The sequence below is a fragment of the Moritella dasanensis ArB 0140 genome (genome assembly GCF_000276805.1).
Taxonomy (GTDB): Bacteria; Pseudomonadota; Gammaproteobacteria; order Enterobacterales; family Moritellaceae; genus Moritella; species Moritella dasanensis.
Map to the genome: position 1 here is coordinate 1 of NZ_AKXQ01000002.1, position 14,947 is coordinate 14,947.

Genomic DNA, 14,947 nt, shown 5'->3' on the forward strand with positions numbered 1-14,947 from the left:
GGTGTTGGATCTGGTGTTGGGTCTGGTGTTGGATCTGGAGTCGGATCAGGTGTTGGATCTGGCGTTGTTCCTGGTATTGGTGTTTCTGTATCTATCTGATTATTATCACTACTTTCGCTACCACCACAGGCGGTCAAGAATAAAGAAATAATGATACAAGGTAATATTTTTTTCAAAGCTAATTCTCTCTAATAATGTGTCGATATAAATTGGATTAGTTACTACCTGTTCACTTAACTCAATTTACACAGACAAAAAAATTGGCCTTGTAAGAAACAAGGCCAAAAAAGTAAATAATGTAAGGTTTATTTTGTATAGCTAAGTGGTTGTGAACTTAACGTAAAGTTGTCTAAATAGGCTGTTGAATCGCGGTCTACTGCCCAATCGCTGCTGTTACCACCATGCCACAATTGGGTATATTGATAATTGATTGCATATATACCGTTTTCTGAAAATGTCATGTTTTTACGTTCAAGTACTTTAAAACCGTTTACGTAGATTGTTACAATGCCATTCGCTTGATTTGCATCGTTCATTTTTACGTATTGCTCAATTAAATACGTTTTTTCACGCTTGAAAGAAAAGTCCTTACCTTCATGTTGATAATCAATTTCATCACCACATTTTTTCGTTTTGTCTTGATGGTAGAAATAGCCAATCGCACGACCGTCTTCACGGAACATCGAACGTAAACTAAAACCATCGTCCTCACCTACAGCATCGCAACCATCAGGTTTAGTACTTACATTCGAGTTTAAGCCAGCTAAGCCAGGCATTTTTCCACCCATAGAGAAGTCATAATCTTTACCAAATGTTATTTCATAAGAAAAGTACAACTCGTCAAATTCGTTTAAATCCTTGCCTGCTGTTATTCCTTGTTTGTAATTATCTTTAGGATGGGTTACGGCTAACTTGTTTGACCCGCTTCTGTCTACAACATTTGCTTTACCGGTAACTTTACCCCATTCATTATTAAAATCTGCATTAAACATATCAGCGGTATACTCACCGCTCTGCTGGTTATCAAAATTTATGTTATCGATAATGCCTGATGCGGTTTGATAATTAACATATGGAACTAGATCATGAATATTAGCTGGGTCTACAGGTACGTCTGGAACTTCAGGTACTTCTGGAACAATCGGGTCGGTTTGAGCATTGTCATCGCTACTACTATCATTGCCACCACAGGCGGTCAAGAATAAAGAAATAATGATACAAGGTAATATTTTTTTCAAAGCTAATTCTCTCTAATAATGTGACGATATAAATTTGATTAGTTACTATCTATTCACTTAACTCAATTTATACAGACAAAAAAATTGGCCTTGTAAGCAACAAGGCCAATAAGTAAAAAATGTAAGGTTTATTTTGTATAGCTAAGTGGTTGTGAACTTAACGTAAAGTTATCTAAATAGGCTGTTGAATCGCGGTCTACCGCCCAATCACTGCTGTTACCACCATGCCACAATTGGGTATATTGATAATTGATTGCATATATACCGTTTTCTGAAAATGTCATGTTTTTACGTTCAAGTACTTTAAAACCGTTTACGTAGATTGTTACAATGCCATTCGCTTGATTTGCATCGTTCATTTTTACGTATTGCTCAATTAAATACGTTTTTTCACGCTTGAAAGAAAAGTCCTTACCTTCATGCTGATAATCAATTTCATCACCACATTTGTTCGTTTTGTCTTGATGGTAGAAATAACCTATCGCACGACCGTCTTCACGGAACATCGAACGTAAACTGAAACCATCGTCTTCACCTACAGTATCGCAACCATCAGGTTTAGTACTTACATTCGAGTTTAAGCCAGCTAAGCCAGGCATTTTTCCACCCATAGAGAAGTCGTAATCTTTACCGAATGTTATTTCATATGAGAAGTATAATTCGTTAAATTCGTTTAAGTCCTTACCACCGGAAATGCCTTTTTTGTAATTCCCTTTAGGATGTGTTACCGCTAACTGATTTGAACCGTTTCGATCAATAATATTGGCTTTACCAGTGACACTTCCCCATTCATTGTTAAAATCGGCATTAAACATACCTGAGGTATATTCGCCGTTCTGTTGGCTATCAAAGTTTATATTATCGATAATACCCGGTGCGCTTTCATAATTAATGTATGGTACAACATCATGAATATTAGCTGGATCTGTAGGTACTTCTGGTAGTATAGGACCAGTCTGAGGATTATCATTGCTACTACTGCTACCACCACATGCAACTAAAAATGTACCAGTAAAAATACAAAGTAATAATTTTTTCAAATGAACTCCTAACTCGTCGCTGTTTGATTTTTAAGCATACTAGCGGTAATAATCGTACAGCGCAAGGTCGCTTAGCGACCGGTTCTGTAGGCTAATATTTGTAAGTTATTGGTTTTAATTTCTAAGTATTTGAAGGTAAAGAAGTAAAAAAACTTTTAAAAATATAACTATTTTAAGTGTTAAATCCTAAATATGTGCTACCAGTAGATTTTTGTATGAATAATTAAAATATGTTAGCGGTAAACTTTGTATGGCTTAAACGTTATATACATTAAAAAAAGAGGATATTTAGTGATTATTTACGTCTTTAGGGTTCAGTTTATTGAAGCAGTTAATCGCGCGTAAATTTATAATAGCTTAATTTTCGTTCTGGTGAAGGTAGAAAACGCTAGGGTAGCTACTGATAAATTATGCTATCTCAGCTTGTCTAATTAATTTATTGATAGTGATAAAGGCTGCAAGGGAGTAAATATAAGAGAGGGAATCGGTGTACTTTATATATATTTTGGTTTTTTAGAAACGGTGTATTTTGAAGATCAATTATTTGACATGGGGTATATTCGAATGAAAAGTAGGAATGACAACAACAATGAAATATTGTCATTCCAAAATTTTTAGAACTTGTAAGATGCAGCAACATATAATGAACCAATGAATACATCAATATCATCATTAGCCAAATAACCAGTATCAATTATAAATGCATCAGCTTCATAACCAGCTCGGAAACTTACACCACCTAAAGAAGCTGGTGTATATTCTAGGCCTGCACCAATTCGAAGTGCTGTTGAATTATTATCATTGAGTAGGTTCTGGCTTTCATTTAAATCAAGTGCAGAAAAACCAATCGTTGCAAATGGACGTAATCCATTATCGAATGTATAACCTAAATTTGCAGCAAGCGATACTGTTGTCGGTTCCCAATTATATGAATATACAGATGGAGTTTTAATATCACCATATGAAGTATATTGTGCTTCAATTGCTACGATACGGTTAAACTGGTAACCAGCGATAACTTTTAGCGATGAACCATCAGTTGATGGCGAGTAAGAAACAGAATCTGAACTTAAATTAGCATCAGTAGTACCAACACCACCGCCAATATAGAAACCTGACACATCTTGATTCGCTTGAACATTTACTGATAGTGCCATTGCAGCTAGTGTGCTTAATAGAGTTATAGTTTTCATTATTCACCTTGTTTTTATAATGTATTTTATAGCGATGATTATAAACTTAATGGAACTTTTAACAATGCGATAAGACTGCAGTATTGTAAGCGAGTGTAAGTATATAGTGACTAGCGTCATATTATTAGTGCAATACACTTTACATTAAATTTACTTGATAAGTGAGCGTATTTTGTCACTGCCGCGGTAAACCAACAACGAAAAAAGAATGAAACTACAGCCTACAATTTGTGTGGTTCCCAATATTTCGTCATACCAAACCATGCTTAAAATCACGGTCCACACCGGTTCCAAGATCATAATAATTGCCGCGTTTGCTGTGGTGGTATTTTTTTGGCCTGCAGTTTGTAAGGCATAGCGTAAACTTGTCGCAATCAATACGCTCATCGCCAACCATCCCCATGTTTCAATTCCAATCGTGTCAGGCCAAGTTTCTGTAAAGAACGATACGAATATACCCAAGACTCCTGTGACAAATAACTGAATACAAGTAAGGACCATTGTTGGTATCTTCTGTGAAAAGTGGCTGTTCAAATTAAATTGGATCGCAAGCATTAGCGCCGAGATCACAAACCAAATTTGGCTGCCTGATAATGACCATGCACTTCCTTGCGACAGAAATATCAATCCGATAATTGCGAAGGGTAACGATAACCAAAATAGTCGAGGAGGGCGGTTTTTAAAAAACAACCAAGCAATGACTGGCACAAAAAGCATTGAGAGGCTCATGATAAATGCACCTTCACCTAATGAGTCGCTTTGGCCGATGGCATAGATCCAAAGTAAAATTGCAGAGCCAAGAAAGCAGCCAACAGTTGAAGCTTCGAATAACGTTTTACGATCTATCGATAATAAGCCCCGATAACAGAACGGCAGTAATATTAATGAAGCAAGCATAAACCTTAAGCCGATAAACCCCGAGGTGGGTAAAACTTGAATAGCTTCTCTGGAAAATATCCAGCCGGCAGACGCAAGCAGTGTTGTGATCACCAATATGAAATCGGCTCTGTGATTGTTGGTCATTATATCCCTGAAAACATGTTTTTAAGTGCGACATTAAGCAATCGTATTCTATCGTTATTCCAATCATGTTCCCATTAAAGACTTTGGCTAAATTGGTTAAATACTAAATATTAAATACTGAATAAGACACATTACATATCCTGTGTATTATTCAGCATTTTTACCAAATAGTAATAATCAAAGTCATTATCACGGTATTAATTAGTAAGTAATTCAGGACTAAGCGGTATGGAATGCCTAATTGATGCTTCAGCTGTAAATTGTAACTCATTGTAAATAAACAATATTTTAATTTACCATTAAGTTAAGGTCATGTTTTTACGGGATTTAAATAAAAGCTGTATGCATATACAGTGCTTATTGTTTTGAAAATATAGCTGACATTACCGGTATAAAAGGCTTATTCGTCATATTTACACGTCATTTAAAATCGTGAAAAAACTCTTATCTTACTGATATTATTAGCTAATATATAGTAAAGTAACATTTGTTACGCGCTGTGTGTTAAATCTACATTTTAATATGGGTAACGACAGCCAAAATTAAAAATAAGGGCCTAATAAGTAGTATGTTGATAGGATTGCAAATGTGAATTAATAACGCGTTATTATTTAAAATATAATAACAGTTGTAGATTCACTTTGAGAATATAAATCAGCAATCAGTTGATTCCTTAAGTGATCATAAGGTGATTTAAATTGTGTGCACTTATTGCATTTATATGTCGCCACATGTTTTCACTATAAATAAGCAACACGAAACCTTTCAATTTTATTTATTTCGTATAATGACCGTTAAACGAAATAAAGTACTTGATATTATAGGTTTTTGATGGTGAACACTATGTGGATTAATAGTTAAACAATAAAATGAATTATTAATAATGAACAATTTACACTAATAAGTTCTAGTTTAGATTGTTTTAAAAAGTTAGTTTTAGTGTATATAAAGTGGAGTTAGTGACTATATCTGCATTATAAATAAATTCAAAACTGTGCTAAAATGTATTCACTTAATTCCTATTTTAAAATAAACAGGAATTTGTTAACTCATAGACTCAGTGGTACAAACATGAAGATTAAACCAGATGCGACACGAAAGAACAGCACGATAAGAATGTACGAAGACTTATTGGTAAAATTAGAAATGATAAGCGAACAATGTAATGTTTCAAAAAGTCAGTTTGTCGAAGGTATGCTTGTAGATGTTTTTGAACATGGCATGAATAAACTGTTGTTGGGGACGGGGATTATTACCGTACACCTGAGTAATAAGATCACAAGGAAGCATGCTGAAAATGTGTTATTGGAAAACTACCCAACAATAAAAAACACACTGTATGTAGAGACGGATAATGATGACACTGAAATTACGGTTAACTTAAACGGTAATCAGTTTAGTCATGATGATGTAAGCTGTATGTTTCATGCGACACTAAATCAAATGGTCCAGCTGATTGATGGATAGCAGGGAATGGTTAATTAGTCGTTAATTAATCGCTTTATAAATGACGACCAAGGATAGACAAGTCATGCGTAAAAAAATTCTTGAGTAATAGGGAAGGTGACTCACCTTTCCGTGCCTCGCTTATATACAAACTTTTCGATAACAATAATAATAAAGGTATCAGCTCTCTCTAAGATTATTTATTTTTGATTTATAATATCTAGCTATCGGCTATTGTTTCCAATCGTTCTCGGAATTCTCTTACTGTCGCAAATTTATTATTCACACCACGCGTATACAGTTCTACCATTCTTAATGTTTTCCATCTTCCGGCTCGCATGACTAATGAATCATCAAAACCAGCACTGACTAGATCACACGATGCACCAACTCGAGCAGAGTGACCACTGAATGGTCGTTCGGGTAAATCTATATAATGCTCAAAACTCACCGATTGATTATATTCAGTGATTGAATGCCAAGTATTGGCAAATACCAGCTCGACAGTTTTAGTTGAGATCGGTTTATCATATGGATTGGGGCTTAAGTCGCTGAGCTTTAATTTTTCTAATTTACCACCACGAGGGGTAATACGTTTAAACAAGAACTGGCCGCGATGAGCTACTACCTTTTCTAAATACAACGGCAGTAATTTAGAGGTGAATTTGCTTAAATGCACTATCGAACCATCTAATGATTTATCTGTTTTGGAATTAGTTATGTTAATGTTATACAGACCGTTCACTTTTTGTATTTGATCGACAAATAGATTACAGGCTTCACTTTCACGTAATAAACCGTCATAGCAAATATTCAGTAATAAGGCATTACGGATAGAAAGTAGTGAGTTTATATCGAGTTTATCGTTAACAAATTTAAGATGATCATAAGAAAATGCGACCGCTTGTTTACGTTTAACACCGAGTTTGACCTCTTGTTTGGATATTATCTTTAACCGAGCAGTAATAACTGTTTTGAAATAAGGGATCTCTAAACCGGCTAAACTGTGGATCTTCGATACTGCCCAGGCATAAATTCGCAGAGTTTGCGCCTTGCAACCACGTTCATTTTCTTTAATTAGAAATGACTCGAGTACGGTCGCATCTTGAAGTGGCAAGGGGATTACATTACGTGTAGCACAATAATCGTTAAATTTACTGACATGGAAATGTAGCGACTTTAGCGTATTTTCTTCTAACTGTTCTTTACGATCACTAAACCTAATCAGGTTTTCAATGTGTTCTTCGTTTAAGTGTTGAGATGAAACAATTGAATTATTATTTATATTTATCAATGCTTTAGGCATTACACGTCCGCGTTTATTAAAGGTCTTAATTATTTCCGCGTCAATTATAACATTAACAACTGTATAAGCAAACAGTATAAATGGCTTGTTTTTTCGTGCGCTACGTGAAATCTGAAGATGTATTCAGTATCCTAACTGGTATATTTTACGTAGCGTCACCTAAATCATTCATTCATAACCTTATTATTGATCAAAAAAAACCAGTAGAGCGCGTTGTGGAATTGATAACGGTTCTAGCATAAGAGCCAGGTGATCAAAGTTATGTTAGAGTAGAGTCCAACGGACATTTTTAGCGTAAAGGAAGACAATTTAATGAATGCCCCCAGTGTAGGAAATAACGTTATTGATGAACATGCTAAGCTTTTGATCTCAAGCTATTATCGGTTAACCGGTAAAAACTTGATTGAAGATAACCCGTTAAACAGAGGTATTACTCAAGCGTTGTTTAATGCTAATTTAGTTGTTGTGTCGCATGGTAACGAATTAGATCCTATATTTAATTATGGGAATAAATTAGCATTACAGGCATTTGAACTGAGTTGGTCTGACTTTACTGCATTACCATCACGGCTGTCGGCTAAACCATTGGATCGTAATGAAAGAGAAGATTTACTCGCGCGAGTCACCAAGTTTGGTTTTATTGATGATTATCGGGGCTTACGTATTTCATCGACAGGCAGAACATTTTGGATAGAGGGTGCCACAGTCTGGAATGTCATTGATGAAGATGGTGTTAATCACGGTCAAGCAGCCACGTTTAACTTATAGACTTATTAAATAAGACCCTGTAATATCGATGCAAATTCAGGCGTAGTATATAAATTTAGTGTCTAAAATAGACTTTAAAGACCTAAATATAACTCTGTTTTCCCTTCGTATAACCCCAATGATATGGATTGGGGGTCTCTACCAGGAACCATTAATTCCTGATTACGAAGAGTTTAGTACATCAGTACTTTTCTCTTTGTAGCATTTTTTTCTTATTAAAGAGAAGTACTTAATAACATTTATTAGGAACTTAATCATGAAACGATTTATCCAATTTTTACCAAAAGTAGAACTGCATTTACATATCGAAGGTACCCTCGAACCTGAATTGATGTTTGAACTTGCCGCGCGTAATAATATTAAAATCCCATTTGACTCATTCGCTGAAGTAAAAGACGCGTACAGTTTTCATAATCTCCAATCGTTTTTAGATATTTATTATCAAGGAGCCAATGTACTCATCACCGAACAAGACTTCTTTGACCTTACCTGGGCATATTTACTGCGTTGCAAAAACGATAACGTTGTTCACACCGAAGTATTTTTCGATCCACAAACACACACAGATCGTGGCATTAGTTTTGATACCGTCGTGAATGGTATTGATAAAGCATTAATTAAAGCGGCAAAAGAACTCGATATTAGCAGTCAGTTAATCATGTGTTTTTTACGTCATCTCGATGAAGAATCAGCATTTGCAACTTTAGCACAAGCGCTTGAACACAAAGATAAGATCATCGGTGTTGGTCTAGACTCGTCAGAAAATGGTAATCCAGCCAGTAAGTTTGAACGTGTATTTGAACAATCATTACGTGAAGGATTTTTAACGGTAGCGCATGCAGGTGAAGAAGGGCCAGCGAGTAGTATTCGTGATGCGTTAGCACTGTTGAAAATAACCAGAATTGATCATGGTGTACGTTGTTCAGATGATGAAAACTTTGTCGAAGAATTAGCGAAACTAAGAATGCCGCTGACGGTTTGTCCATTATCTAACATTAAGTTAAAAGTGTTTGAACATATGAGCCAGCATAATATTGTTGAGCTATTACGTAAAGGTGTATGCGTCACGATCAATTCTGACGATCCAGCATACTTTGGCGGTTACATGACTGACAACTTTATGGCAGTCGGAGAGGCACATCTCATGACAAAAGCTGAAATTGCCCAATTCACTTTCAACGCGATTGAAGCGAGTTTCATTTCTGATGTTGAAAAAGACCGGTTATTCGCAATGAATAAAGCCTATTTAGCACTAAATATGTAACATCGCCCCTAAATCCCCCGAAAAAGTGCCGTTTTTACGGGGTAGTAATTATCACTGTGTATACATACAGTGATAATTGCAGTTACGTGAAATCGACACTTATCTTCTTAAAACCAATCTTTTGTGCATTTGCAGCGGCAGAATCAATCGTCTTAAATGCCCGTGGTGTATTGGACTCTTCACGTTGGGATGTCATCACATGCACATTTTTATTGGTTGTTTGTGCAATGACAATATAACCATTCATTAAAGGTGCTCGTTTTATCGTTATCTTTTTAAGGCCGCCATTATCAAACAAAACCTTTAATTCTTTAAGTTCCAAGCTACTAAATCTCTATAAATTGCGTAAAATAACAGGCTATATTGTACAATCAAATGGCATTTTTAAACAATCAAATTAGCCATTTGATTTGGAAAATATGCTCAATTATAGTGGGTTAATAGTAGGTTAGTCGTCGTTTTTTAGCATGAAAATATGTGTTTTTAGAAACGAGAAAATCCCAATCAATATTATTGACTGAGATTTTTATTATTCAAATTAAGCTTTTAAAAACAACTGGTCACCATTAGTCGTTTAACTGTTTAGTCACCAGCACCGCCTCTTTACTGTAATCTTTGATTTCACCCGATTGCACGCGGGCAATAAACGATTGTAGCTCTTTTTTCACAACCGGCATTAAGAAATACAAACCGATAATATTGAAGATAGACATTGCAAAGATAGCCGCATCAGAGAAGTCGATAACAGCACCGAAGCTTACACTTGCGCCGACTACGACAAAACAACAGAACATAATTTTGTATACAAGCTCTGTGGTTTTACCTTCACCGAACAGGTAAGTCCATGCTTTAAGTCCATAATAAGACCATGAGATCATAGTAGAAAAAGCAAACATTACAACGGCTACAGCGAGCACGTATTGGAATATATCAGCAGTTTCAGTAAACGCTGCAGCGGTGAGTGTTACACCACTGAGTTCGCCATTATTCATGCCTGAGATTGTGATAACCAAGGCTGTCATCGTACAAATAATCACAGTATCAATAAATGGTTCGAGTACTGAAACCAGACCTTCAGTGATTGGCTCTTTAGTTTTTACTGCCGCATGGGCAATCGCTGCTGAACCAACACCGGCTTCATTCGAGAATGTCGCACGTTTCATACCTTGGATTAATGCACCAACAAAACCACCAGCAACACCGGAGCCCGTAAAGGCACCATCAATGATTTGGCCAAATGCATCACCAATCATAGAGGCATTCGATACCAACACAATAACGGACATACCGACATATAATAACGCCATGGTAGGAACAAGCTTACCAGTCACTTTTGCAATCGATGGCATACCACCGATAATAACGGATGCAACCATACACGCTAGAATAACACCTGTTACCCAACCATAACCCTCAGGTAGACCTAGAGTTTGCACTATCATCGCATTGGCTTGGTTACCTTGGAACATGTTGCCACCACCAAGCGCGCCTAGAATCGTCATTATTGCGAAACCAACAGCGAGGAATTTACCTAAATTTGTAAAGCCACGTTCTTTTAAGCCTTTGCTCAGGTAATACATTGGACCACCTGATACGTCACCATTGGGTAGCTGATTACGATACTTAACACCTAGTGTACATTCGCAAAATTTTGAAGCCATACCTAACAGGCCGCACAGGATCATCCAGAAAGTTGCACCGGGACCACCAATTGCAAGTGCGGCGCCCACACCGGCTATATTCCCTAGTCCGACCGTACCAGACAATGCAGTCGTCAATGCTTGGAAGTGAGACACTTGACCTGGCGCTTCATTATTCGGGTCGGTAAAGTCACCTTTAACGATCTTAACCGCTAAACCAAAACGTTTGAATTGCACAAAACCGAAGTAGAATGTAAAGATAATAGCGGCGACGAATAACCAGCCAACGATGATGGGGAAGTTTGTCCCATTAACAGGGACTGAGGTGAAAATTGTATTTGCGAACCAACTGAGATTCTCGTTAAAAAACTGGTCTACAGCTTTATCAAAACCAACTTGTTCACTGGCGGCAAAAGCCGAAGAGGTAAACATGCTTAACATTACAACAATGTAGCGACTAATCTTTGTGATCATATTCAATTCCATCCATGATTTATCTAATATAAGCGACACACAACAGAATAATTCACTATTCAGTACTGTATTTACCGCTCCATGGCCAAATAAATTAACAATATATTAAGATTAATTCAACAACTACTAAGGTCTTTATAGAGAGCATTGTATTGCCAATTATTTATTAAGCGGGGGTTTTAACTGATTATAATGGGTAGCTTTGGGTTAATGTATTAACTGAAACTGTTTTGTTGGAAGATGTGTGCTTAACCATTTGTTACTAACGATCTGTTAAGGTTATCACCTTTTATTAGCATAATACTCTATACGAGTTAGTTGATTTAGCGATAGATACTTAGTAAGGGTTAAGTATAAAGAAGGGGATATGAGGGAAAGTGCGTAGGCATATATGCCCATCATCTGGTCATTTGTTTGGTGAGCTTGTCATTATCAAAAAATAGTTAGCGCGTAAATACAAATAAAGGGTTAGCCCTGTGCTACCCCTCAATTGACAACTCACCCGTTCACGCTATATTCAAACCCATTTTTACCTTTCTCTTTTACCTGATACATGGCTTTATCTGCTTGGGATATTAATTCTTTTGGGATTAATGCATGGTCAGGGAAAAATGAAATACCAATCGAAGCACTCAAGTTGATACTGAAGCCATCTATCAACAATGGTAGGTTTAAAGATGTGTGTAAACCTTTTGCTACTTTTTCTATACTTGTCGTATCTCTGACATCAGTAAGCATCACAACAAACTCATCGCCACCATAACGGGCTGCAGTATCTGTACTTCTTACACAGCTCGATATACGCTTGGCTTGTTCAATAAGGACTTTATCACCAAAGTCATGTCCCATTTGATCATTGATAAGCTTGAAGCAATCGAGATCTATAAACAGTATTGCTACTTTTGTTTCTTCTCTTTCAGCCCTTGCGCATGCTTGTTTTAATCGATCGAATAGTAAATAACGATTAGCGAGTTGAGTTAACTCATCATGAGTAGCAAGATAAGTTGCTTTCTTTTCAGATTGAAGACGTTCTTGGATCTCTTTTTTAAGATCTTGAGTTCGTTTAGAAATTATGTTTTCCAACATAATATTATGATGAATAAGGGCTTGTTCAGCGAGCTTACTCTTTGTTATATCGATTGAAGCAATAATTAGATGGTCTACGTGTCCATTATTATCAAGTACGGGGGTAATGGTTGAATGATACCAAATACGCACTTTTTCAACGTTAGTTAGAGGGCGTTCTAGAGTCATAACCTGTTTGGTTGATATCGCTTTATTCATGCATTCAATCATCGAACGTTTAAAGCTGTCAGGATAAAAATTAAAAGGGTAAGGTTTACCGTAATACGCTTCGACGTCGTCAATCATTAAAGCTCGAATGCCTGTTTTATTGATATATTGTAAATTAAAATCTGTATCAACAACTTTGTTACACACCGGTGTGCTTTCAAGCCACACTAAGTGTTCGGCTTTCGTAATTGAATCTGTACCGTCATTAGCTTGGTTTTCTAGCTCTTTAATTCGAGACAAAAGCTGTTCATAAGTCGGTTTTATAATCACAAATAACCCTCTACCTGCAAATTAACTTCACTACCATTTAAAACTAGATACAAAGATTATAGGTTATGCCTCATATAATTTACAAGTATGTACAAAATCCGAAATTAAGCTAATTGAAAGTTAATTGGTCCTCAGTGTTACTAATATAAGTATGATTAAGACATTCATTAAAGCGTTTGTTGAAGCCATTGTTTCGGTGAAACGCCGAGTTTCTTCCTAAATACCCGTGCTAACGCTGAACCATTTTCATAACCCACGGCATTCGCGACCAATGACACAGGCTTGTTTTGTTGTAATAGACCTTTCGCCACGATAATACGCCAATCAATTATATAGTCCCCAGGGCTTTGACCTACCGTGTGTTTAAATACGTCGGCAAACTTCGATCGAGACATAAGCGCTAACGCAGCCATCTCTTCTAATCCCCATTGGCGTTCTGGCGCATCGTGTATGGCTAACAACACTTTTGATACTTGCGGATGGGCTAATCCTGCAAGTAGACCATGTTGCATTATGTTGTTATCAATTACATGGCGTAAAACGTAAATAATAAAGATGTCAGTCAACGAGTTAATCATCGGCAGTCGTCCGCTATCTTCGTTAAAGGCTTCTGCAAACAACCATTGCGCAGTTTTCATTAACGCTGCGTTTTCACTGAGCTTGAAGCAAAGTAGTCTTGGCAAAGCATCGGCAATGGGATTCGCTGTATTTTCATTGTAAATGATGTTGGCACAGACCAATTTTGGTGGGTTATCTTCACTGGCAATGACTCGGTGCGCATGCTGTGTGGGGAAAAACATCACGGTTGGTTCATTAATGACATGCGCTAAACCTTGTTCATCAATGAGGGTGATCTCGCCACTCTGTAGTAAATGTAGATGTCCTTTGTTGGGTTCTTGATTGAAATTAGAAATACCACACAGATTACCGGTAAAAAATACGTCGGTATTCATTGAGAAGCGCTGAAGAATGATCGATAAAGGATCCATTATTACCTCATATAAGACTATTTGGACGATTGGGTTCAATATTAGGACTATGTCATCCCTTGATGTTTATTGAAAGCAGTATATTTATAACTAAGGAAGACAACCTTCAAATACGTAGATGGTTAACACTACGCTTTTGATAACTTTTAATAACAGACGGAGAATATGATGAAGCTTTCAACATTTATAAAATCAACATTCGTGACGACAGCATTGCTAGCAAGTAGCTTAACGTTTGCTGCGAACATCGAAGTTAACGCCAGTAGTAACGACATTGCCATTAGTGGTTACGATACGGTTTCTTACTTTACCAAAGGCATGCCGACTAAAGGTTCTAACGATTACACCGCCGCATATAATGGCGCCATTTATCAATTTTCATCTGCTGATAACCGTGACTTATTCAAAGCGGATCCGCGTAAATACGCTCCTCAATACGGCGGATTTTGTGCAATGGGCGTCGCACTGAATAAGAAATTAGATACTGACCCAACAGCTTGGCATATTCGCGGCGATAAGTTGTACTTGAACTACAACAAGGCTGTACAGAAAAAATGGAATACAGATATCCCAGGTTATATCGAAACTGCACAAGTTAACTGGATTGATATTAAAGGCCTAACGGAAGAGCAAATTGAAATAGTGTACGACTAATATCCATATAACCACTAATACCGACATCAATACTAGGTCGACTAAGGAACTGTTATGAATAATAAAATATTAGTAAGCGCTGCATTAGCGGCTGTGATGTCTACCGGTGTTATCGCATCAGCTGAAGCAGCAAGTAAAAAAGAGAAGTGTTATGGCGTCGCGAAAGCTGGTCAGAATGATTGCGCTAACTTAGCTGGTACGCATTCATGCGCGGGACAATCAAGCCTAAGTGATGATAAAGGTGAATGGAAACTCGTAACCAAAGGCACTTGTTCAACACTGGGCGGATTGTCAAAAAAAGAAGCCAAGAAGATATATTTAGCTTCTAAATAAGCTCGCGGAGAATAGT

14 protein-coding genes and 1 riboswitch are annotated in these 14,947 nt (G+C 36.9%); of the genes, 5 read left to right on the forward strand and 9 right to left on the reverse strand.

What is annotated here, in order from left to right:
* Positions 1-305 precede the first annotated feature (305 nt).
* The 4 genes from A923_RS0101720 to A923_RS0101735 form a co-directional block, all read right to left on the reverse strand.
* Positions 306-1,238 carry a polysaccharide lyase gene (locus A923_RS0101720; protein ID WP_017219912.1) on the reverse strand — a complete coding sequence of 311 codons (933 nt, stop codon included), beginning with the start codon at positions 1,236-1,238 and terminating at the stop codon, positions 306-308.
* A 128-nt stretch (positions 1,239-1,366) separates the two neighbouring features.
* On the reverse strand, positions 1,367-2,278 hold the full coding sequence (locus A923_RS0101725; RefSeq protein WP_017219913.1) for a polysaccharide lyase: 912 nt from the start codon (positions 2,276-2,278) through the stop codon (positions 1,367-1,369).
* A 614-nt stretch (positions 2,279-2,892) separates the two neighbouring features.
* Complete coding sequence (locus A923_RS0101730) at positions 2,893-3,471, reverse strand: porin family protein (RefSeq protein ID WP_017219914.1); 579 nt, start codon at positions 3,469-3,471, stop codon at positions 2,893-2,895.
* A 150-nt stretch (positions 3,472-3,621) separates the two neighbouring features.
* Complete coding sequence (locus A923_RS0101735; RefSeq protein ID WP_017219915.1) at positions 3,622-4,494, reverse strand: DMT family transporter; 873 nt, start codon at positions 4,492-4,494, stop codon at positions 3,622-3,624.
* 1,071 nt (positions 4,495-5,565) lie between these two features.
* Here A923_RS0101735 and A923_RS0101740 point away from each other — a divergent pair.
* Complete coding sequence (locus tag A923_RS0101740; RefSeq protein ID WP_017219916.1) at positions 5,566-5,961, forward strand: hypothetical protein; 396 nt, start codon at positions 5,566-5,568, stop codon at positions 5,959-5,961.
* Between the two features lie 199 nt (positions 5,962-6,160).
* Here A923_RS0101740 and A923_RS0101745 read toward each other — a convergent pair whose 3' ends face one another.
* Entirely contained in the window at positions 6,161-7,246 is a 1,086-nt protein-coding gene (locus A923_RS0101745) for a tyrosine-type recombinase/integrase (protein WP_017219917.1), read from the reverse strand.
* A gap of 312 nt (positions 7,247-7,558) precedes the next feature.
* Here A923_RS0101745 and A923_RS0101750 point away from each other — a divergent pair, with 312 nt between their 5' ends.
* Together A923_RS0101750 and A923_RS0101755 are read left to right on the forward strand one after the other, a co-directional pair.
* Positions 7,559-8,014: an MEKHLA domain-containing protein gene (locus A923_RS0101750; RefSeq protein ID WP_017219918.1), complete on the forward strand. Its 456-nt coding sequence runs from the start codon at positions 7,559-7,561 to the stop codon at positions 8,012-8,014.
* Positions 8,015-8,099: 85 nt separating this feature from the next.
* A riboswitch (purine riboswitch) is annotated at positions 8,100-8,199 on the forward strand.
* A 71-nt stretch (positions 8,200-8,270) separates the two neighbouring features.
* On the forward strand, positions 8,271-9,278 hold the full coding sequence (locus A923_RS0101755; RefSeq protein WP_017219919.1) for an adenosine deaminase: 1,008 nt from the start codon (positions 8,271-8,273) through the stop codon (positions 9,276-9,278).
* A gap of 82 nt (positions 9,279-9,360) precedes the next feature.
* Here A923_RS0101755 and A923_RS0101760 read toward each other — a convergent pair whose 3' ends face one another.
* From A923_RS0101760 to A923_RS0101775, 4 genes are all read right to left on the reverse strand, one after another.
* On the reverse strand, positions 9,361-9,525 hold the full coding sequence (locus A923_RS0101760; protein WP_237716153.1) for a hypothetical protein: 165 nt from the start codon (positions 9,523-9,525) through the stop codon (positions 9,361-9,363).
* 319 nt (positions 9,526-9,844) lie between these two features.
* Positions 9,845-11,392 (reverse strand): alanine/glycine:cation symporter family protein, encoded by a 1,548-nt coding sequence (locus A923_RS0101765; RefSeq protein ID WP_017219921.1) that lies wholly within the window; start codon positions 11,390-11,392, stop codon positions 9,845-9,847.
* A 498-nt stretch (positions 11,393-11,890) separates the two neighbouring features.
* Positions 11,891-12,955: a GGDEF domain-containing protein gene (locus A923_RS0101770; protein WP_017219922.1), complete on the reverse strand. Its 1,065-nt coding sequence runs from the start codon at positions 12,953-12,955 to the stop codon at positions 11,891-11,893.
* 167 nt (positions 12,956-13,122) lie between these two features.
* Positions 13,123-13,944 carry an AraC family transcriptional regulator gene (locus tag A923_RS0101775; protein ID WP_017219923.1) on the reverse strand — a complete coding sequence of 274 codons (822 nt, stop codon included), beginning with the start codon at positions 13,942-13,944 and terminating at the stop codon, positions 13,123-13,125.
* A 168-nt stretch (positions 13,945-14,112) separates the two neighbouring features.
* Between A923_RS0101775 and A923_RS0101780 the strand changes: the two genes are divergently transcribed.
* Positions 14,113-14,598, forward strand: a complete 486-nt coding sequence (locus tag A923_RS0101780; RefSeq protein WP_017219924.1) for a YHS domain-containing (seleno)protein — start codon at positions 14,113-14,115, stop codon at positions 14,596-14,598.
* A gap of 54 nt (positions 14,599-14,652) precedes the next feature.
* Complete coding sequence (locus tag A923_RS0101785) at positions 14,653-14,931, forward strand: BufA1 family periplasmic bufferin-type metallophore (RefSeq protein WP_017219925.1); 279 nt, start codon at positions 14,653-14,655, stop codon at positions 14,929-14,931.
* Positions 14,932-14,947: the final 16 nt, after the last annotated feature.